The sequence below is a fragment of the Fimbriimonas sp. LA-C6 genome, from assembly GCF_055398105.1.
Genome location: NZ_AP038796.1, coordinates 1,091,319 through 1,111,333 on the forward strand (window position 1 = coordinate 1,091,319; position 20,015 = coordinate 1,111,333).

The 20,015-nt window shown below is 50.2% G+C and carries 16 protein-coding genes; 12 read left to right on the forward strand and 4 right to left on the reverse strand.

Annotated features, from left to right (window positions below; genetic code table 11):
* Nucleotides 1-142: 142 nt before the first annotated feature.
* The gene (locus ACZ51B_RS05145; RefSeq protein ID WP_464296165.1) at nucleotides 143-1,516 is read left to right on the forward strand and encodes a lipopolysaccharide biosynthesis protein; all 1,374 of its coding nucleotides are present in this window, start codon (nucleotides 143-145) and stop codon (nucleotides 1,514-1,516) included.
* On the forward strand, nucleotides 1,509-2,606 hold the full coding sequence (locus ACZ51B_RS05150) for a glycosyltransferase family 4 protein (protein ID WP_464296166.1): 1,098 nt from the start codon (nucleotides 1,509-1,511) through the stop codon (nucleotides 2,604-2,606). Before ACZ51B_RS05145 ends, ACZ51B_RS05150 begins: the two co-directional genes overlap by 8 nt.
* On the opposite strand, the gene ACZ51B_RS05155 is transcribed toward ACZ51B_RS05150, so the two are convergent.
* The gene (locus ACZ51B_RS05155; protein WP_464296167.1) at nucleotides 2,607-3,704 is read right to left on the reverse strand and encodes a glycosyltransferase family 61 protein; all 1,098 of its coding nucleotides are present in this window, start codon (nucleotides 3,702-3,704) and stop codon (nucleotides 2,607-2,609) included. It lies immediately after the preceding gene.
* Between the two features lie 605 nt (nucleotides 3,705-4,309).
* Here ACZ51B_RS05155 and ACZ51B_RS05160 point away from each other — a divergent pair.
* From ACZ51B_RS05160 to ACZ51B_RS05195, 8 genes are all read left to right on the forward strand, one after another.
* Nucleotides 4,310-5,452, forward strand: coding sequence for a glycosyltransferase family 4 protein (locus ACZ51B_RS05160; RefSeq protein ID WP_464296168.1), 1,143 nt, complete (start codon nucleotides 4,310-4,312; stop codon nucleotides 5,450-5,452).
* Between the two features lie 43 nt (nucleotides 5,453-5,495).
* On the forward strand, nucleotides 5,496-6,626 hold the full coding sequence (locus tag ACZ51B_RS05165) for a glycosyltransferase (RefSeq protein WP_464296169.1): 1,131 nt from the start codon (nucleotides 5,496-5,498) through the stop codon (nucleotides 6,624-6,626).
* Nucleotides 6,623-7,654, forward strand: a complete 1,032-nt coding sequence (locus tag ACZ51B_RS05170; RefSeq protein WP_464296170.1) for a CgeB family protein — start codon at nucleotides 6,623-6,625, stop codon at nucleotides 7,652-7,654. The genes ACZ51B_RS05165 and ACZ51B_RS05170 overlap by 4 nt, the downstream gene beginning before the upstream one ends.
* Nucleotides 7,647-9,176 carry a hypothetical protein gene (locus ACZ51B_RS05175; protein ID WP_464296171.1) on the forward strand — a complete coding sequence of 510 codons (1,530 nt, stop codon included), beginning with the start codon at nucleotides 7,647-7,649 and terminating at the stop codon, nucleotides 9,174-9,176. Before ACZ51B_RS05170 ends, ACZ51B_RS05175 begins: the two co-directional genes overlap by 8 nt.
* Complete coding sequence (locus ACZ51B_RS05180) at nucleotides 9,173-10,351, forward strand: glycosyltransferase (protein WP_464296172.1); 1,179 nt, start codon at nucleotides 9,173-9,175, stop codon at nucleotides 10,349-10,351. Before ACZ51B_RS05175 ends, ACZ51B_RS05180 begins: the two co-directional genes overlap by 4 nt.
* Nucleotides 10,348-11,478, forward strand: coding sequence for a glycosyltransferase family 4 protein (locus tag ACZ51B_RS05185; RefSeq protein ID WP_464296173.1), 1,131 nt, complete (start codon nucleotides 10,348-10,350; stop codon nucleotides 11,476-11,478). Before ACZ51B_RS05180 ends, ACZ51B_RS05185 begins: the two co-directional genes overlap by 4 nt.
* The gene (locus tag ACZ51B_RS05190; protein ID WP_464296174.1) at nucleotides 11,478-12,041 is read left to right on the forward strand and encodes a DapH/DapD/GlmU-related protein; all 564 of its coding nucleotides are present in this window, start codon (nucleotides 11,478-11,480) and stop codon (nucleotides 12,039-12,041) included. Before ACZ51B_RS05185 ends, ACZ51B_RS05190 begins: the two co-directional genes overlap by 1 nt.
* Before the next feature lie 536 nt (nucleotides 12,042-12,577).
* The gene (locus ACZ51B_RS05195) at nucleotides 12,578-14,875 is read left to right on the forward strand and encodes a glycosyl hydrolase family 28-related protein (RefSeq protein WP_464296175.1); all 2,298 of its coding nucleotides are present in this window, start codon (nucleotides 12,578-12,580) and stop codon (nucleotides 14,873-14,875) included.
* 219 nt (nucleotides 14,876-15,094) lie between these two features.
* Here the strand turns inward: ACZ51B_RS05195 and ACZ51B_RS05200 are convergent, their stop codons facing one another.
* The gene (locus ACZ51B_RS05200; RefSeq protein ID WP_464296176.1) at nucleotides 15,095-15,751 is read right to left on the reverse strand and encodes an exosortase-associated EpsI family protein; all 657 of its coding nucleotides are present in this window, start codon (nucleotides 15,749-15,751) and stop codon (nucleotides 15,095-15,097) included.
* Nucleotides 15,748-16,677, reverse strand: coding sequence for an exosortase/archaeosortase family protein (locus ACZ51B_RS05205; RefSeq protein WP_464296177.1), 930 nt, complete (start codon nucleotides 16,675-16,677; stop codon nucleotides 15,748-15,750). The genes ACZ51B_RS05200 and ACZ51B_RS05205 overlap by 4 nt, the downstream gene beginning before the upstream one ends.
* 225 nt (nucleotides 16,678-16,902) lie before the next feature.
* On the opposite strand from ACZ51B_RS05205, the gene gmd reads away from it, so the two are divergent.
* Both gmd and ACZ51B_RS05215 read left to right on the forward strand, forming a co-directional pair.
* The gene (gmd, locus tag ACZ51B_RS05210) at nucleotides 16,903-17,997 is read left to right on the forward strand and encodes a GDP-mannose 4,6-dehydratase (protein WP_464296178.1); all 1,095 of its coding nucleotides are present in this window, start codon (nucleotides 16,903-16,905) and stop codon (nucleotides 17,995-17,997) included.
* Entirely contained in the window at nucleotides 17,981-18,916 is a 936-nt protein-coding gene (locus ACZ51B_RS05215) for a GDP-L-fucose synthase family protein (RefSeq protein WP_464296179.1), read from the forward strand. Before gmd ends, ACZ51B_RS05215 begins: the two co-directional genes overlap by 17 nt.
* Here the strand turns inward: ACZ51B_RS05215 and ACZ51B_RS05220 are convergent.
* Nucleotides 18,913-20,013: a glycosyltransferase family 9 protein gene (locus ACZ51B_RS05220; RefSeq protein ID WP_464296180.1), complete on the reverse strand. Its 1,101-nt coding sequence runs from the start codon at nucleotides 20,011-20,013 to the stop codon at nucleotides 18,913-18,915. The two genes, ACZ51B_RS05215 and ACZ51B_RS05220, sit on opposite strands and share 4 nt — an antisense overlap.
* Between the last annotated feature and the right edge of the window lie 2 nt (nucleotides 20,014-20,015).

Genomic DNA, 20,015 nt, shown 5'->3' on the forward strand with positions numbered 1-20,015 from the left:
TTCAGAGGTATGTGTTAGGGACTAAGGCTCATTGTCGATGATGACAACAGAATTGCCGCTCGAAAGGATCACTTCTATTGTTATTAGGTCAGGCATATGAAAGAGAACACAGCTGTAAGTTTGCGAAGTTTTGGGGACACGAATGAGTTCTGATATCAAGGGACGCATTGTCCGTGGCCTGTTTGCAAACGGAGCGAACCAGCTCATCAACTTAGTAATCCTCGTCCTCACGCAGCCACTCTTCTTCATCTTTTGGAGTAAAGATCTGTACGCTGAGTGGATTGCTATCACGGGTCTTCTTGCATTCCTGTCCCTGTCGGATCTCTCCTTTGGGCAAGTCGCGGCGTCACAAATGACCGTTCTTGTGGCGAGTGGAGATGAGCCTCAAGCTCGCAAGGTTTATCAGAGCATTGCCGTGGTTGTCACGGGGATTGCCATTACATCTCTGGCGATTTTTAGCGTCATCGTTTACTTCACGCCACTTGAAAAGTTCCATCTTCGGCTTATTTCAATATCCGATGCTAAATGGATCTTGGTGCTGCTTGCGGTGAGGGTTTGCATTTCTTTACAGCAAGGGGTGCACTACGGCCCTTTGCGGGCAAATCAGATGTATGCAAAAACGGTTGCGATTGGGGCGACTGCGAGGTGTATTGAATTTGCAGTGACAATGGGTGCCATTGCTGCGCATATCCAACCGCTTCATCTGGCGATGCTCCTGGACTTCAATGCTCTTTGCGTAACCTCCTATATTATCTTCACTGCGCAGACCAAGGTGCCTTGGGCAAAGGGTGCGCTTCCTAAACTTGACAAGGCAGCCATTAAGCCCGTTATCCTTCCTGCCCTCAGTTTCAATGCGTTTCCTCTAGGTAATGCGCTCTACGTGAATGGCCTTTCGACAATTCTCACGATCGTCAAGAACCCAACGATTGCGCTCGGATTTCTTGCAACCCGCACCATGACAAGATTTGTGAACCAAGCGACCGATGCTGTGGGCGCCTCTGGTTGGACAGAAATGTCGGCGGCTCTTGGAAATGGAGACTTAGTTCTTGCCAGGAAGCTTCATCGTAGGATGTGCCAATTGAGCTTTTGGTTGGGTCTATGTGCAAGCTTGAGCTTAGTCGTTCTCGGTCCGACTGCCTATCAGATCTACTCGCATAAAGAGTTGAACCTGGATTACAAAGTCTTTTACGTTTTGCTGCTGGCGATGGTCGTGAATGGTGGCTACTGTGCAAGTTCTGTTGTACAAATGTCGGTTAACAGACACAACAATCTAGCGAGATATTTCATCGTGGTCACGGTGCTGTGCTTAGTGTTCACATATTTCTCTGTGAACGCGCTCGGAAACCTCGGAGCCGCGATTGCGGTTCTCCTTGTGGAGTCGGCGATGTTCGTGTACGTCGTTCCGAAGTCGTGTGCCATGGTAGAAGACAGTTTTGCTGGGTGGGCCTCTGAAGTTTTCAACCCGCCTATTGGCAAGCTGCTTGGCAAACTCAAAAGGAGATCAAGCGTTGGCTAAGATTCTGCTCTACTGCGTGCTGGACAAACAGGGTGGCATAGAGACACACATTCAGAGCCTTTCAAGGGTTCTTCGAGCAAATGGGGCTGACGTTACGGTGGCTGCCAAGTGGGTGAAGGATCCGGAGCGGTATGAGACCTATTTTGGAAGTCTAGGGATCCGACTGGTTTATCCAAAATTAGCGCAACTCGTTTCGAACTCTAAACTTCCACGGATGTTCCGAAAACTTCTCAGCAATGTTCTTGGTGAGATGACTTTTCGTCAGAAGCTAAAAAGCAGAGACTATGACTTGGTTTCGATTAATGCGAGCGGGGCGTTTGGAACTCGCTTTCACCGGTGTGTTAAACCCGGCGGGCGAATCACCTACCATGAGCACCAAACTTCCAGCTACCTAGAAGGCACAGATAATTGGTATACATCCCTTCTCAAGGGAATGGACTTTCTGACTGTGAATTCGACTCAGAATGCCAATCAGCTTTCTGAACAGATGCGAGATGCCGTTCCGATCTATGTTCTCCCTGCGCTTGCGGGGGTATCAGGGAATGAGCTCCCTACTCGATCTGGAGAAGCTGTACCGAGGCTGCGCGTAGCTTTCATTGGGAACATCTCTGCCACGGAAAAAGGCGCGGCAAAGCTGATCCGAATTTGGAAGAACTACAGGATTGAGGATATGGACCTTACGTTTTACGGTCCAAACGCACATGTGCTTGAAGGTGTTGAGGATCTCCCAAATGTCTCGTTGGCGGGACCTTTCTTGCCCAAAGAGTTGTCGAACGTGTTTTCTAAGATCGACCTGTTGGTTCACCCTGCGGACAGTGAGAGTCTTGGATTGGTCCTCATTGAGGCTATGGCGCATGGAGTTCCCTTCTTGGCCACGAGTGTCGGTGGGATTATCGACATTGCCAGAGATAACCCTAACGTCCTGACAGTCGAAAACTCAGAGGAAGCCATCTACGAAGGTCTCTTAAACATGCAACGCCGAATCAAGCTCGGTGAGATCAGCTCGCATGGTTTGCAGGAACAATATCTGCGCCTCTGGAGTGAGGAAGCATTAGGCTCTCGCTGGGTACAGACCTATCTGGTTTCGTGACTAGGGCAACGCGCCGATCTCTTTTGTGAGACACTCTTTCAAGAGTGCGGGGTCGATGCTAAATGAATTGAATCGCGTCGATGCCGTGGTGTGTTTTGTGGCCAGTGTGCCCTCAACTCCGAGCACGATGATGTGCTTTGCTTTGATCGCAGCCGTGATCCAGTAGAAGCTCTGGTCGGCGTAGTCCCGTGGCATCAACTCGATGACATGCGTGCAGTTCTTTGAGAAGACCAGATTTGAGAACGAGGCACCGTGTACCCCGATGATGATTTCTGCTTTTGCGAAGAGGCTTCTCTGTTGCTCTGGAGACAGTTCATCTGGGACTACAACTGTGAACCCAAATTGCTCACATAGCTCGGAGATCTCGGCATCGTTTCGAAGGAACCGACCGAACTTGCCATTTCGTCTTAGGTACAGTTTCCGTGGATACTGTTCCAGATCCGCATGTGGCAGCGTCCGCAGGAGTTCTATGGATGCCTGGTGTACCGCTGCCATTGGTCTCTTCGTAAAGGCAGTCGTTACGTGATCGCATAGGAAAAGATCCTTTACAGTGAACTCACGAATTTGAGACGACGTGATTCCAAAGTAGTTATAGATTTCGCGATGGAAGCCTGTTGTCGGAGGCCGCATGATGACATGATCGAAATCTCGTATGCGGGTTCCCTGAGACTCAATCAGGAGTAAGCGGGTGATGAAATCGGTGGTCCAGTGATAGTAGTTTGCGTGGTCCTGGCAGCCAAGGTAGAGAGTGTTGCCTTCGAGCTTCACCGCTTTAGGAAGTCTCAGTTGGGTGTAGATTCGGTGCAACTCGGGTCCGTACATATCAAATGACGTTTCTGCGACAAGAGAGCCTTCCTTTGTGACCAGCGCACCATCGAAGTACCCCCAAACGTGTGCATCCTCAAATTTAGCCACGAGTGTCGAGGGAATGTCCCAGACTTGGTGCGGAAACAGCGCGTACTCCGGTTCGCCATAAATAGTTGAGGCGGGGCACGTCAGCTGATATCCGTCATCGATGGTCCTCACCGTCATGCTGGCGTCGTGGTTAGCTTCTCTTAGCTTGACCACGGACCTGACAGGAATGCCCAACCCTATCATCGAGCGAAGACGGTAGTAACCTGTCTGTTTGCCGAAAGAGCGTAAAGATCTTAAGAATTTTCGAAGAAAGGAGAACTTAGACTTTACGATGCGAAGGGTTACTTTAACGGAAGCCATAGAGCACTTGCAGGAGAACTGATGACAATCGTATGCCTCAGGACTCCTCTAGACGCCTATCCTTGTGGGACACGCAGACAGGTTCCTGAAAACGCGATTGTACACTATTACCTAAAAGACGACTTGTCGCCAAGTTCACGAGGTTAAGTTTCTCCATGCTCGGGCAAAATGTCGTACTCTTCAGAGCTTGCTTAGCCAAATTTGGAGTGAACGAGGTGTTAGGGTTTTGCCAGCAAGCGCTAAACAGAAGTCTGAGTTGTGGTATACGTTACAGCAAGTCTGGGTTCAAAAGTGGTTCAAAGCTTCGTCGTTGAAGATTAAGAGACCCTCGATCTGAATAAGTTGCAGTTCGCTGGGTTCATTACCGTAAGGTATCGTTGCTTTCCCCCGATAATTTGCTTGCTTGCACAAGGAGAAATTTGGTGAAGTCCTCTTCAAAAACGAAGCTTGCCTATTTAGTTTCGCATCCCATTCAGTATCAGGCCCCATTGCTTAGGCAAGTCGCGCAGAATGATCAAATCGACCTTACCGCTCTCTTCATGAGCGACTTTTCGGTTCGAGCCTACGAAGACCCCGGGTTCGGAAAAGTAGTCACATGGGACGTGCCACTGACTGAAGGCTATAAGCACGAGTTTCTCCCTTGCAAGGGGCCAGACTTACCCCTCACTTCCACTCGGCCCTACAGTATTGGCATTAAGGAAGCCTTGGTTCGTGGTCAGTATGATGCGATCTGGCTGCATGGCTATGCTCACTGGACAAATATCCGGGCGATCCTTATTGCAAAGAAGCTCGGCATCAAGGTTTTCGTGCGTGCAGAGTCTCAGTCAGCGAGTGTCGAGGGCGAGGGTCTCCAGCGAGTGATCAAAGAAGCAATCATTCGAAAGCTTTTCAAAAAGGTCGATGCTTTTCTTGCCATTGGCACCAACAACAAGAACTACTATCTTCGATACGGAGTGCCTGAGGAGAAGATCTTCATGGTTCCCTACGCAGTCGACAATGACTTCTTCAAAGAAAAGGCCGAGTTGGCCCGTCCCAACCGAGAGGAGCTTCGAGCGAGTTTGGGGCTGGAACCTGGCCGTCCGATCATCTTATACGCATCGAAGATTTCTGGACGCAAACACGGTGACCACCTCCTAGAGGCATACAAAAAGCTTTCTCCAGACGGTGTTACAGAACCAAAACCCTATCTGGTTTACATCGGGACTGGTGAGATTCTTGATTCGTTGAAGGAAGAGGCCGCCAAGACTAAGTGGTCATCCATAAAGTTTCTGGGCTTCAAAAACCAAACAGAGCTTCCTGCTCTGTTTGACCTATGCGATGTATTTGTACTGCCGTCCGTTCGAGAGCAGTGGGGCCTAATTGTAAACGAGCTGATGAATGCATCCAAGCCAATTGTTGTTACGGATGAGGTGGGATGTGCCGCTGATCTCGTGCAAAACGGAGTGAACGGCTATACGTTTAAGGCTGGCGATATCGACATGTTGTCGGATGTTATCAACAAAGTAGTGTCGGATCCCGAGAATGCAGCCCGGATGGGTGCGAAGAGTTTAGAGATCATCAGTAAGTGGGGATTCAAGGAGAACATCGATGGGCTTTTAGCTGCCATTGAGTACTCCAAGAAGACTAAGTGAAATTGCCATGAGGGTTGTTCTGAACGTCATCGGCCGATTTCATGTGTTTGATCTCGCTCGCTATTTAGAGAGTGAAGGTTGCTTGGAAGCCATCTATACCGGCTATCCGATGTTCAAACTCAAGAATGAACGATTGCCTCTAAGTCGGATCAAGTCGTTCCCTTTTCTACAGACTCTGTTTATGTCGCAGGGTCGTTTAGGGATTCATAACGAAAATTTCAGTAGAGACTTAGCTTGGTGGGCTAAAGAAACTCTGGATAGCTATGCCAAGGCAACCATGCCGAAATGCGACGTATACATGGCTCTCTCTGGGGTTGGGCTTCGTTCGAGCTCGAAAGCCAGGAAGATGGGGGCCATCTACATTTGTGACCGGGGATCATCCCACATCCGTTATCAAGATGAGATCATGCGACAGGAGCACGAACGGTACAACCGTCCGTATCGCCCGATTGATCCACGCATCGTTGAGAAAGAGATCAGAGAGTATGCCGAAGCTGATGTGATCACCGTGCCATCAACTTTTGCCTACAACAGCTTCTTGGAGATGGGTGTTAGCGAATCTAAAATGAGGTTGATCCCGTATGGTGTCGATATATCCTCGTTTACTCCTACTGGAACACCAGATCCTGAAGCATTCGATGTACTGTTTGTAGGTGGTTTGAGCATTCGAAAAGGGGTGCGTTATCTTCTAGAGTCTTTTGATGCGATCAGCCACCCACGCAAACGACTAAACTTAGTTGGGATCATTGATCCGTTTGCGAAATCTCTCGTGGATGCATATAGCGGGAGCGGTGAGATTATCGTTCACGGGCAGAAGAACAAGGCGGACGTGCGAAACATGATGAGCAGCAGCCATGTGCTGGTCCTGCCAAGCGTAGAAGAAGGGTTAGCGCTTGTGCAAGCGGAAGCACTCGCAAGCGGGTGTCCAGTCGTTGCTTCCTTCAACACCGGGAGTAGTAACCTGTTTGAAGATGGTCAACAAGGGTTCATTGTAGAGCCGAGAAACTCCGAAGCACTGGCTGAAAAACTTCAACTCATTGCAGATTCACCTGAACTCCGCGACAATCTCTCAAAAGCTGCCTTGGAACGGGTTAAGTTGCTCGGAGGTTGGAACACCTACGGCAAGAACGTTCTTAATTTATATAGGGAATTAACCGCAAACAGAAACGCATGAAGATTCTTTACCTGGGCGAAAAGAGTGGCACCTCCAAGTATCGTGCAGATGCACTTGGAAGAATTGGGCACGAAGTTACGATTATCACTCCCGAACAGTTCGTCCCCAAAGGACGTCTCGTCTCGAAGTTCCACTATGAAACAGGTGGCATCTTCGCTCAAAAGGCAGTCGGGCAACAGATCTTGGCAGAGATCAAGAACCAGCAGTTTGATCTTACATGGGTTGATAAGGGACGGTTTGTGGGGCGGGAACTCATTCAAGCCTTGCAGAAGCAGCATGGTCCGGTTGTTAACTACAACGTCGACAACCCATTCCACTACCGAGACGGATTCTCCTGGCAGACCTTCAAAAACGCAGTGCCGTTCTATGACCTTTTGGCAGTCGTACGGGAAACGAACATTGACGAGGCAAAGCGGGCAGGTGCCAAGGCAGTCATTCGAGTCGTTCAGTCTGCAGACGAAGTTGCCAATAAGCCAAGAGAATTTGACGACGCGACAAAGGCAAAATGGGCTACCGAGGTTGTCTTCGTTGGAACTAACTTTGAAGACCGTGGAACATTCATGGTCAAACTGCTCGATCTAGGCGTCCCTTTGAGCATCTATGGGAATGGATGGCAAAAGACCAAACAGTGGCCCAGACTACAGAATGCATGGAAAGGTCCTGGCACCACGACGGACACAGACTATGCTGCTGCCATTCAAAATGCGAAGATTTGTCTGTGTCTCTTGTCGAAGGGGAATCAGGATGTTCATACAACCCGTTCGTTGGAGATCCCTGCCCTTGGGTCGGTTTTGTGCGCTCCAAGAACTGATGAGCATCTTTCCCTCTACAAAGACGGTGAGGAGGCCGTGTTCTGGTCCTCAGCCGAGGAGTGTGCCGAGGTTTGCAATCGCCTCCTAAACGATAAAGCTCTTCGAGATTCGATTGCCAAGAAAGGCCACGAGCGTTGTATTGCAAACGGGCATTACAATGAGCAGGTAGCACAGAGGATTTTGAAAGAGCTGATGAAAGGAGGTTCAAATGAATGAGAATTCATGGATAGACAGCATCAAGGTGACGAAGCCTTTACTCATCACCACTCTCCTTGCGTTATTCCTATTTGGCACCCAACTCTTGTTTGGGTCCAGTTTTCTCTACTGCACACTCCTTCTTGTCTTCGTCTTCAGCACCTACATAGCAGTTGAGTGTCTTGGCGGATTTAGCAACTATCTCAGCTACTATGTGATCGTCTATGCGGGCCAGCATGTCATTGCCTGCCAGGTCCTTAAGTCGCTTTATCGTCAGGCTGCGGACGCGAGACTTGACCAGCCGATTGTGACAATGGGAGCCTACATCGCCACGATGCTCTCATTTGCCCTGGGTGGCTGGATTTACCGTTCCCTCTTCAAAGAGAGAAAGAAGGTTGTGTTCGAGCCGATTACTTCGGCGATGGGTCTTCGATATCTCACGATCGTTTGTTTGGTTTTGTCGATCCCTCTTGTTTTGCTACCTACCCTTTCTCGTAACAGTGAAGGAGCCACCGTTGGCGGCAGTCAGGTGATTCTATTCGCATCTGTGGGAACTTGCGCAGTAGCGGCCGGAACAGCCCACGCCATAGTATCGTCGAGAGGTAAGAGCACTTTTGATCCGTTGAGCCTTGTAGTCGGAGCGATTATCATTATCGCCGCGTTCGTCACGGCGGCTCGTCAAGGGTTTCTTGTTCCCGTAGCAACGTATTTTGCAACATGTTGGGCTTTCGGCTATAAGTTTAAGCTACGCCAGTACGTCGTGATCGGTCTGATTGCTGCTTTTGCTCAGATGATTATCTTCCCATGGGCGCACGTTGCTCGTGGCATCATTCGACAGGAGTCTGCTATGCAAGCGCTGAAGTCGGGATCCGCCTTACTCGTTGAAGCGATCACTGACCCTGCGGCGTTCCGTCGTCGAACCAGTGAGCAGAGCATGGAGCAGGCGAAGAGTCTTGCTATCTCAAACACTTGGTATTTCGGCCAGGAGCAACGAAGCTACGAGCGTTACTCACTGATTCGAACGACTGATCTCGTGATTGACAATACTCTGAAGACCCATCCCTGGGGCTGGACGACCATTGGCGTAGGCGTAAAGCAACTCGCACCAACCGTATTAGCCCCTGATAAGCTTTCGATCAACACATCCAACTTGTTGGCTCACCGAGCTCAAGGTTTGGTTGGAACTCACGACCATACAACTTCGATTTCTGGTGGTATCACTTTGGATGCCTTCAGTGCATACGAGTGGTATGGCGTGGCGATCATTCCAATGGTGCTGATCATTTTTTACCAAGCCACCCTGGGAATGATGGTGCGGTTAGAAATGAAACGAAATGTGTTCCTCCTTGCTACCTTCTTCCAAGGCGGTTGGGCTTTTGCCGAGGGTGCAATCAACACGCATATCCTGGCCTCTCTGCAAGGGTTCATCATCATGTTCGTGATGTTTGGTACGGTTATATTTCTGAGCAAACTGCTACAACCCAGGCAGCGCCAATGGAGTAAGGTTCCTTCAACTGGGGAGTCCGTTGAACCCGCTCTATGAGCGCAGGCCCAATGAAATCGATCCTCAGAATCATCTCATCCGCTAATCCATCACATGGTGGTCCTATCCAGGCCATAATGCACATGCAACCAGCCTTGGAAGCCTTGGGGTACCGGCAAGAGATCTTAACTGTCGACGATCCTAACGAAGACTGGATAAAGAGTTCGAAGCTAACGATACACGCGGTTGGTCCGGGGCGAGGCCCTCTTGGAACAACGCCGAACTTTACTCCCTGGCTGGCAGCACATCACCAGAACTACGACCACTTCGTGGTACACGGCCTTTGGCATTACATCAACGAGGCAGCCTCCAAGGCCCTGACCGACCTGAAAAGGCCGTACGCGCTTTATACCCATGGGATGCTGGATCCTTGGTTCAACAAAACCTATCCAAAGAAGTTCATCAAAAAATATGGATATTGGCTTCTAGCAGAGCGTAAAACACTCTCACGTGCAGCGCGAGTTCTATTCACTAGTTCAGAGGAGATGCGGAAAGCAGCCTTGGCGTTCAAGCCGTACTCAGCCAAAGGAACAGTGGTTCGATATGGAGCCCCGGCACCCCCTCAAGGTAAGAACGGAACTAGCGATGAGATATACGAGAAATTTCCCATGCTCCGTGGAAAGAGGATTGTTCTCTTTCTCGGCCGTTTGCATGAGAAGAAGGGCATTGATCTCTTAGTGCATGGCTTAGCTTCGTCGGGTGCCGTGAACTCAGGGTATGAGCTTGTGATCGCCGGACCTGATCATGACGGGTTGCAAGCTGAATTGATTTCGCTAGCGAAGAGCCTCGGAGTGGACGATCATGTTCATTGGACAGGAATGATCTCTGGGGAGATGAAGTGGTCCGCTCTTAAGGCTTGTGAGGTATTTGCACTTACGTCTCATCAGGAGAATTTTGGCGTTTCTGTAGCGGAAGCCCTTGCATGCAGTAAGCCTGTTATGGTCTCCACAAGCATCGACATTTGGAAGGACATTGTGGGCGACAAGGCCGGTTTAGCAAGCGAAGCAACTCCAGTTGGAACTGGCAATATGTTTAGCGAGTGGATTCAGAAGTCCGAGTCAGAGAAAGCTGAATTCGCTTCCCACGCTCTGGCCTGCTATCAAAACCGATACCGCATAGAAGACGCCGCCAAAGATCTCGTGGACAAGCTTGAGGAGATTGCAACCTCGAAATGAAGATCAACGTCTTGATGGGATCGTCACTGCCAATGCCACCCGTTCTGGGAGGTGGCGTCGAGAAGTGCTGGTATGCACTGATGAAGGAAATGGTCAAACAGGGGCATGAGGTGACCTGCATCAGCCGCACTTTTACTGACCAACCTAACACGGAGACTGCGGACGGCATTCGGTATCTGCGGGTTCCAGGCTTTGACACTCCGCAAAGTGGCCTCAAACTCAAACTGTATGATTTAATCTACAGCCTCAGAGTGATTCGAAAGGCAACAAAAGCAGACATAAACGTGACGAACTCGTTCTTTTTACCGATCTTAATGCGCAGGCATAAGTTTGGTGCTGTATACGTGCACGTTGCGCGATTCCCGAAGGGTCAGCTGAAGTTTTACAAGCATGCTGACCGGTTGCAGGGTGTCTCAGAGCACGTCCGACAAGCCATTGTGGAGCAGTGTCCGGAGATGGCTCGCAAGGCTATTTCGATTCCTAACCCACTGCCCGCCAGCTATATCCAGGACCCACGATTTGGCGCACACTTTCAGAAAGAGAAAATCATTCTGTATGTGGGGCGAGTCCATCCAGAAAAAGGACTCTCTGAACTGATTCAGGCCTACAAACTTCTGAATGAGGAGCATCAATACGACTATAGGCTTGTGGTTCTCGGTCCTTGGGAAGCAAAGCATGGCGGCGGCGGCGAAGCGTACTACAATGAGCTTCAGACTCTCTCACAGGGGCTGAATGTAGAGTGGATTGGCCCGGTGTTCGGGGAAGATAACTTGCGTGATTGGTATCGGCGCGCAGAGTATGTTGCTTACCCATCTTTGGCTGACCTGGGCGAGTCTTTTGGCCTGGTGCCGCTGGAAGCAATGGCACATGGAGCAATCACTGTCGTGTCTTCACTGAAGTGTTTCCAGGAGTTCTTTGTGAATGGTAAGAACGGCATTGCTTTCAACCATTTGGATGGCAACGTAGTTTCCAATTTGGCAACGGCGCTATCGTCTGCACTCCGCTTGACCGAATCCCAGAAGAGTTCCATCATCGATCAGGGTTATGAGACGTCGAAGAAATTTGCGCCTGAAATTGTGGCGAACATGTATCTCGCAGACTTTGAGAAAGTGAAGGCTGGCAACTGATGAAATCCTACACCGTATATGAGCAGGACTCAGCATATGAGTCGCCCCACTCCTTAGGTGCACGCTTGAAGCTTGCCTTTTGGCAGTTCTGCTGGGCAATCTTCTGCTCTTGGACACCGAAGCCCGCGAATAGATGGCGCCTAATCGTTTTGAAGCTGTTCGGTGCTCGACTGCACGGCTACGTTTTCGTACACCAGAGGGCCAAAATCCACGCGCCATGGAATTTAACGATGTACGACCGCGCCTGTATTGGAGATGCTGCTGTCATTTACACACTTGGTGAAGTTGTGTTGAAGTCTGGGTGTACAGTCGCCCAGGAAGTCTATCTCTGCACTGGTTCACACGACTTCTCCAGGAAGGCGCTTCCACTGATTACAGCAAGAATAGAGATCGGCGAAGATGCATTCGTGGGCGTACGCGCTCTCATACTCCCGGGCGTGACCATCGGTGATCGAGCGGTCGTGGGTGGTGGCTCTGTTGTCACCAAGAGTGTTGAATCCGACATGATTGTAGGCGGAAACCCGGCGAAACCGATTCGTCCACGCGGTCCTATTGGGGTTTGAAACCATGTATATGACAGCGCCACATTGAAGGTCTGGATCTTGTGGAAATCATCGTCTGTTTGTCCTGCTCAGGCAGGTAAGTTTGCCATGCCACACTTGATCATTGAACAATTCGGTGCACTTTTAGAATGGGAATGGCCTTTGAATCCGTGAGATATACCGAAGACGAAAATTGGTTTATTCCAGTGAGTTCGCATCTGCCTAACTGCAAATTCAAGCTCAAAACGATCTTTCTTGACTCTTGACCGTCTTTACAACTTGCGGAGGACGTATAAACTTGGTGGTTGCTTTTACCTGCTCGGAGACAAGATCTGATGATTGCTGGGACGTTGATTTGTTCTGCATTACCTCTGTTTCCGTTGACTCTCAATATTGCTAGCACGTAAGAGTGCATGTGCCTTTCCTACGGGCATGCGGAAAACCAAGTGTGTTGTGATCACGAAGATTCGTGTTCGAGAAACAGAGGGCAGTAAATGAATCGACTTTTAAGTTTAGGATATCCAGTGAGATCCATGACCAGGGAACCACGTTTCTCCATGGTTAGCCGGATTGGCAAGCTAGCCGCACTTGCGGCGGTCATCGTTCCTTGTTCTAGCTTTGGCTCAGTCATTCTGTGGGGTACGGAAAAGGCTACAGCTGGCCAATCGATGAACTTAGTGGGCGACAGCTTCACAGCTTCAACAAAGATTTTCGCCGTGCCAGTAAGCAATGCAGGCAAAGAAGGAAGCGCTACTCAACTTCAGGTGCTAGTTCAGAGCAACTTCATGACTCAGGTAAAAGCAGCTGCGACGCTTCCTGCTGGTCTGTGGAGGGTTTACGCGCAAGACGGGACCAAGGTTAGCAACTCCTGGTATATCAACAAGATTCGCCCTTATCGATATGACGTCGGAGAAATCGCGCCAAGCGGGAACTTCCGAGTTTATGGCCGGAATATGAAGTCCACAGCAGCTGGAGCTGTTCCGACGATCCGATTTGTGGCGAGCAATGGGGCGTCTTACGCAGGAGCGGTCAAAGCCAGCTCGGACTACTATTTAGATGTGCGCGCTCCGGGACAAGTTAAGGCGGGCACCACGTACGATGTCTATATTTCCAATGGAGGCGGTGGTACAGCTGGCGAAACAAAGTCACTTCCTCTTAAGGTTCGTGCTTCCGGACCAGACTCATTCGGACTCGGAGTACCCTGGGCCGCCGACTTTACCTTTGCAACGAATGTATATAACATCAAAACTGATTCTCGGTTAGCGTTACGTGCAGTAGGCGATGGTGTTACCAATGACGCCCGAGCACTTCAGGGTGCCATAGACGCAGCCAATCGCGCAGGTGGTGGTGTGGTCTACTTCCCCGCTGGGACTTATAAAGTAGATGACGGCACGATTATCTTCTTGAAATCGAACGTCGTCCTTAAAGGCGCTGGCATGGGTGCGACGATTTTCAACGTGGGCGCACAATACACTATCTCAAACCCACCTAAAGGACCAGATTCCCCTTGGATGGCGGCAGCTTATACAACGCGTAATGGCTTATGCGACATGACCATTATCAACAAGAACACGAGCACTACGCCTTACGTGATGCTTCGTCCCTATTCGGGCACCCCCTATGACAGCAAATTCTTCTCGAAGAATGTTGATTGGCAGATGGGGACAGCGACCGCGATGGGTCTTTCACCAGGTTCGGATATTCTTCTCTTGAATTCGAAGTTCACGTCACACAATCCGACAGGCTCCGCCCTGTACTTGAAAGACGTGACTCGTCCTATCATCCGTGGCTGCCAATTTTCCTATGACGTAGGACGCATTGAGATGAGCTTCACCGCAGATGCTGTCATGGAAGGTAACACTTTCACAAGAGACAATCATTACGCTGTTCCAGGTGCAATTGAATCTGGTGGGATCCAAACGAGTGGAGCTGACGGAATCGTGATCATGGGTAACACCATTCAGGCTGTTGGACCATTCCCGACTCGAGGCAATGCCGATGGTGAAATGATCATGAGCCAACGCGGAACTCTTGATGACTTCCAGGATCTTGGGACTGTTACGAGTGCAACGAGCACCACTCTAAAGGACATGACTAGATCCTGGAGAACCGACCGCAAATTCGCAGATCCTAAGGTCGTTCTTGCGAGTGCCGCGAACAGAGTAGCGGTGGCGATAGTTGGTGGCAAAGGAATTGGTCAGTGGAGAAGAATCATCTCCAACACCAGCAACACACTCACGGTAGATAAACCCTGGACCGTGTTGCCCGACTCGTCCAGTACATATGACATCCAGACAGTGACGAACTATCAGCAGCTCATCATCGGAAACTCGATTGTAGGTAGCAATACGGGGATTTCAATGTATGACGGAGCCATCGACACTATCATCGACTCAAACCAGTTACTTAATACAGGATATATAGCGCTAAGAGGCTCGAGCCAGACCCTCAGTTCTTCGAATTGGTCGACAATGCAGCATTGCTTGGGATGGGGTGTCTCGATCTCAAACAATTCAGTTGTGAATACGAATGCTTTCAGACCAGCTCAGATCTTCGTTGTGGCGATCCACCAAAATGGAGTTGGACGTGGCAATGTTATGCTTGGAAACGAGTTGACGAACAACTACATTCAGGCGACCAGCCCCAATACAACCATCTCCGAGCAGATGGGAGGTACTGAAGGCTTCTGGAATCATAACGTCATGGTTGGGAAGGGTCCAAACGACCCAGGCTACACCCTTGGCAATGTGGGAACGATCTACACCAGTAATCGATCTCAGAACATAACGAGTCCTTATCACTTCAGCAAGGACATCTCGACCTTCACTTCGATTACAACGATTCAGGCAAACTAGCCCCTCATCAGTAGTAGAGGTCCTCTCCAGCTAGCTGGAGAGGACCTTTGCCGTTCATGGGTTCCATACCAACCGCTTCAACCCAATGCGAGCGATATCGCTCAGAGAGTTGAGCCAATTGGAGCTTATAGCAGGCGGACGCCACTCCCCAGTGGAACGCTGCTTCCGCCGACGTACCAAAGCTGGCTTCAGGTTGAAGATATTAACAGTTGGCGCAAATTACTTAGAACCTATCTTATTGCACAAGGGCGATGCGTCTAGATAGCTTGCAGCAAAATCCACAAGCTCCTTTTCAGGGAAGTTCGGGGTGAGAGAAATGAAACGATAGAACGCTCCCACCTGCTCTCGGCCCGTCTTAAGTTGCGACCAAAATAGATCCGTATGAAGATTCACGTTGGCCGGATACATGCCAGATGGCCCTTCGTAAAAGTAAATGGCGATCTGGTCGTTATCACTACCTGCATGGATTGCGTGAGTGATCGTGTAGTTTACCGTGCCGCGGGTCTTGCTCTGGAACGATCCGACTTTGGTTTGTCCGACTTTCCAATCCTGGGCTGCGAAACAAGCCAAAGGATTATGGAATGAGTCGTTGCGACTGCTTGCAATCACGACCGCGTCTAGCCTCCTGACCCCGTTGTCAAAGTGACGAGAAACGATGCCGAACGGATCTAGTGCTCGGTATGAATTCTCATCCATTTTGTACGTCTGTTCAGGGTTGTCTGCGCTCGGGAGCATGTGATAGTCTCCGATGGTGTGCGGATAGACCTGTTCCATGATCTTCTCATTGAATGGGTCTGCGCTCTTGGCGGGCCGAGCCAAAATCCCTGCACCGACTGCTCCGAATAGGACTGAAAGAACGACTGCACGCTTGATCATGACTTGGGCTCCAACGCTCGTAAGATAAGTCTCAGTAAGTAGAAGCAGAGCAACAGCTCAAGATATCCACCGTAGTCGTGATACTTCATGCCCGCGTCATGACCGAAGGCGTTTCCAACGACTCCGATGCTTGCAATTCTTGCCCCGTTTACCAAAAGACACAAGGGAACTACAATCACGGCCAGCACGACGTTTGCCCAAAGCTTATTTTTGCCAATGAAGATGAAAAATGTGGTGAGGGCAATCAAAGCCAATGTCAGCTTAGCCCCGCTGCAAGCTGCAGCAATATTCATCTCAAAGTTCGGCAACATTATGGTTGTCGTATCAGGTCGATATGGCTGCATTCCAAGAAGACGCAGGATCTGAAAAGACATGTCGGTTGAGAGCGCTTGTAGTGGCTGCGTGTACTTGTCAATGATTTGAGACCACACGGGGAAGCCGAACAGCAGGAACAATATGGCAGGTGCTGTCGCTACGAGCCATCTGAAGCCAGCCATAAACCAAACTGACGACATGACCGCCAGAATGAAGAGAATCGAACCGGTGGTCTTCATCTCCGTGCGGGACGCCATCCATGTGACGTATAACACAGGGATCAGAAGTAGCAAAGCAAAGTAACTTCCCTTTACCGGCAATTGCTTTAATTTCTCTCTTCGGTCCCAAACGATATAGGCACTTAAGAGCGGGACGAGTGGACCGTGGCTGTAAAGTCCATCAGGCAGGAACCAAGTAGCCCAAAGAGTTTTGAGAAAAGGAGTAAATGCTAAGCACAATGTGATCGCAATGGCTGCCACCCATGGAAACCACTTTGCGCGAACGATATCTTGCAAGTTTGCCCACAGATCTTGCTGCTGACTTTTTTCGCCTTGGGGCGACTCAACCGTCACAGTTGAGTTATTGCTTGGCTCTATAAAAGACGTATCCATGAGAACTAGTACAAGTATGATCGGCGCTGAACATAACAACCTAGATCAAAAGATCTCGATAAATGGTTCAACCGTGAGTAAAAACTAACCACTCTCTTACGCATCACCTTGCAAGATCGTGATGTTTGTGGAACTCTCTATTAGAGAAACGGTCAACAACCGTTTAAGGTTCCCCGACGCTCGGTATTATATCTCTTGTCGGAGTTGATTCCACGATTGAGCATTATGAAAAAGGCATTGATAACCGGTATTACCGGCCAAGATGGTGCGTATCTTGCCGAACTGCTTTTAGAGAAAGGTTATGAGGTCCACGGTATTAAGCGCCGTACGTCCTTGTTTAACACACAGAGAATCGATCACATCTTCCACGATTCACACGAGGAAGGTCCCCCGCTCTTTCTTCACTATGGAGATTTGACGGACAGCACGTCACTCATTCGAGTGATTCAGGAAGTCCAACCAGACGAAATTTACAACCTGGGTGCACAGTCGCACGTGAAAGTCAGTTTTGAGGAGCCAGAGTACACCGCCGAAAGCGATGCGATAGGCACACTACGTGTTCTCGAGGCGATTCGCATTTTGGGCATGTCCAAGTCGGTTCGCTTCTACCAAGCCTCAACGAGTGAACTGTACGGTCTCGTCCAGGAGATTCCCCAGTCAGAGACGACGCCCTTCTATCCGAGAAGCCCCTACGCTGTTGCAAAGATGTATGGCTTTTGGATTGTTCGAAACTACCGCGAGGCATACGGCATGTACGCCTGCAATGGAATTCTTTTTAACCATGAGTCGCCACTGAGAGGCGAGACGTTTGTGACACGCAAAGTAACGCGTGCTGCAGCCCGGATCTCTCAGGGTCTGCAACAGAAGCTGTTCCTTGGAAACATGGACGCTCTTCGCGACTGGGGACACGCTCGTGACTACGTAGAAGCCATGTGGCTAATGCTTCAGCAAGAGAAGCCAGACGACTTTGTTGTTGCAACGGGCGAGCAGCACAGTGTGCGTGAGTTCTGCGAAATCTCATTCCGCGAGTGCGGCATTGAGATTGAATGGCAAGGCTCTGGTGAAAGCGAGGTTGCCATCAACAAGGCAAACGGCCAAGTTGTGATTGCAGTCGACCCACGTTACTATCGACCGACGGAGGTCGAGACTCTGCTCGGCAATCCAGCGAAGGCGAACAGAGAGCTTGGTTGGTACCCTAAGACCAGCTTCATTGAACTTGTAAAAGAGATGGTCGCTGCTGACCTTGATACGGCACGTCGTGACGCACTCGTCAAGCGTGAAGGTTATAAGGTTTACCAAAGTGTTGAAGAAGGGCGATAAGATATTCATCGCGGGTCACCGCGGTCTCGTTGGATCTGCGATCCTGCGAAAAATCGAAGCAGACGGCTTGTACGAACCAGTGGTTCGTACAAGGTCTGAGCTTGAACTGACGGATCAGACGGCTGTCTACAAGTTCTATCAGGACGTTCGGCCGGATGCGGTTATTCTTGCAGCTGCAAAGGTGGGTGGCATACATGCCAACAGCACGTACCCTGCGGATTTCATTGGCTACAACCTGGCCATTCAGCAGAACGTCATCTGGGGCGCCTTCGAGAACAAGGTGGAGAACTTCCTATTCCTAGGAAGTAGCTGTGTATACCCAAGGGACGTTCCCCAGCCAATGGCTGAGGATGTCCTGCTCACAGCTCCTCCAGAACCAACAAACGCCCCTTATGCGATTGCTAAGATCGCAGGGCTGTACCTGTGTGATGCAATCCGTAAGCAGCATGGCCACAACTACTTTACGGTGATGCCGCCGAACGTTTATGGTCCGAACGATAACTTCGACCTCAAAACCTCCCACGTTCTACCCGCGCTGATCCGAAAGTTCCACGAGGCACTTCCAAACGGTCCCGTCGAAGTTTGGGGCTCTGGAAAGCCAAAGCGAGAGTTTCTCCACTCGGACGATGTTGCTGCCGCTTGCACCTTCTTGTTGGAGAAAGGTGGAATCGAGGGACACCTCAACATCGGAACTGGGCAATCAGTTTCAATTGAGGAGTTGGCTCTAACAGTTCAACGCGTTGTTGGCCATAGCGGACCACTCGAATGGAACCGATCCATGCCTGACGGGTTCCCAGAGAAAACGATGAATGTTGGCAAGATCAACGCACTGGGTTGGCATGCAAGCATTCCGTTGGAAGACGGAATACGATCCGCTTACCAATGGTTTAAAGACCACAAGACCGAAGTTCGAGCTTAGCTTTTAGGCTCGAACCCCGCTCTTGCAAGCTGCGTCTCGCACGCTTCGATAACCTCTGCAACGTCAATAAGCGACATGCAGAGGTTTTCTTTTGGACACGTCTCCAGAAGGCAACCTTCGCATTCCACATATTTGCGGATCACGATGTGATCAGCGCCGTATGGGTACCACCTTCCAGCCCAGTCCCGTGCAGAGAAAAGACCCACACAACGAGTGCCTGACACCGCGGCAATATGCATGGTGCCGGTGTCGTTCCCTAAATACATGTCGAAATAACCCAGAACAGTGGCTGACTCACGGACGGTAAGCTCGCCCGCTGCGTTAACGTAGCTGGATGCCGACTGTGCAACATCCTCACATAATTGTCGTTCACCTGGGGCTCCAAAGAAAACGAACGTCGCTCCATACTTGTCTGAAAGATGTTTGACCACCTCACGGAACCGGTCACTTGGCCACAATTTCGCAAGCATCTTGCTACAGGGTGCGATGCCAATAACAGGCCCAGTCTTCTGAGATGGCAAGAGGTTACGATCCTTACACCAGGCCTCACCAAACTGTTTTTCCTCAGTTGTAAAGCCCATATCGAAGAGCTCTTGAACCTCAGCGTCCAGCTTAATTCCCTCTTCAACGAGGTGCTCTACGAGGTTGTTGACTTCATTGCGTACAACTGGCAAAGGCACGCCTGCAGGCATGTAGTTCGATGCACGAATGCTTTCCATGCCAATCACCCGCTTGACACCTGCAAGTTTGAAGAATAGGTGGTCGCGACTGAGCTGCCGGTGGCTACGATTAGAGGCCGGCATATAGATAAGGGTCTGAATTCTCTTACGGCGTAGGGCGAGAAGAGTCTCGAAAACGGAACGCTTCGAGCCGCCACTCTCACCCAGCGTGTACGCCAGCACGTCGTCATAAACGGTGCCTTGTCGGATAACCTCGGTTCCCTGAGCCAGAGTCCCCTTTTGTCTTTCTTTCGTTAAGAGGGTGATGTTGGCATTCGGATAGTAGCGCCTCACGGCCCATAGAGCCGGCAACGCCACGATCATATCCCCAATATGCCCAATGCGATAGATGGCTACGCGCTTGGTTTCCCTATCCATAA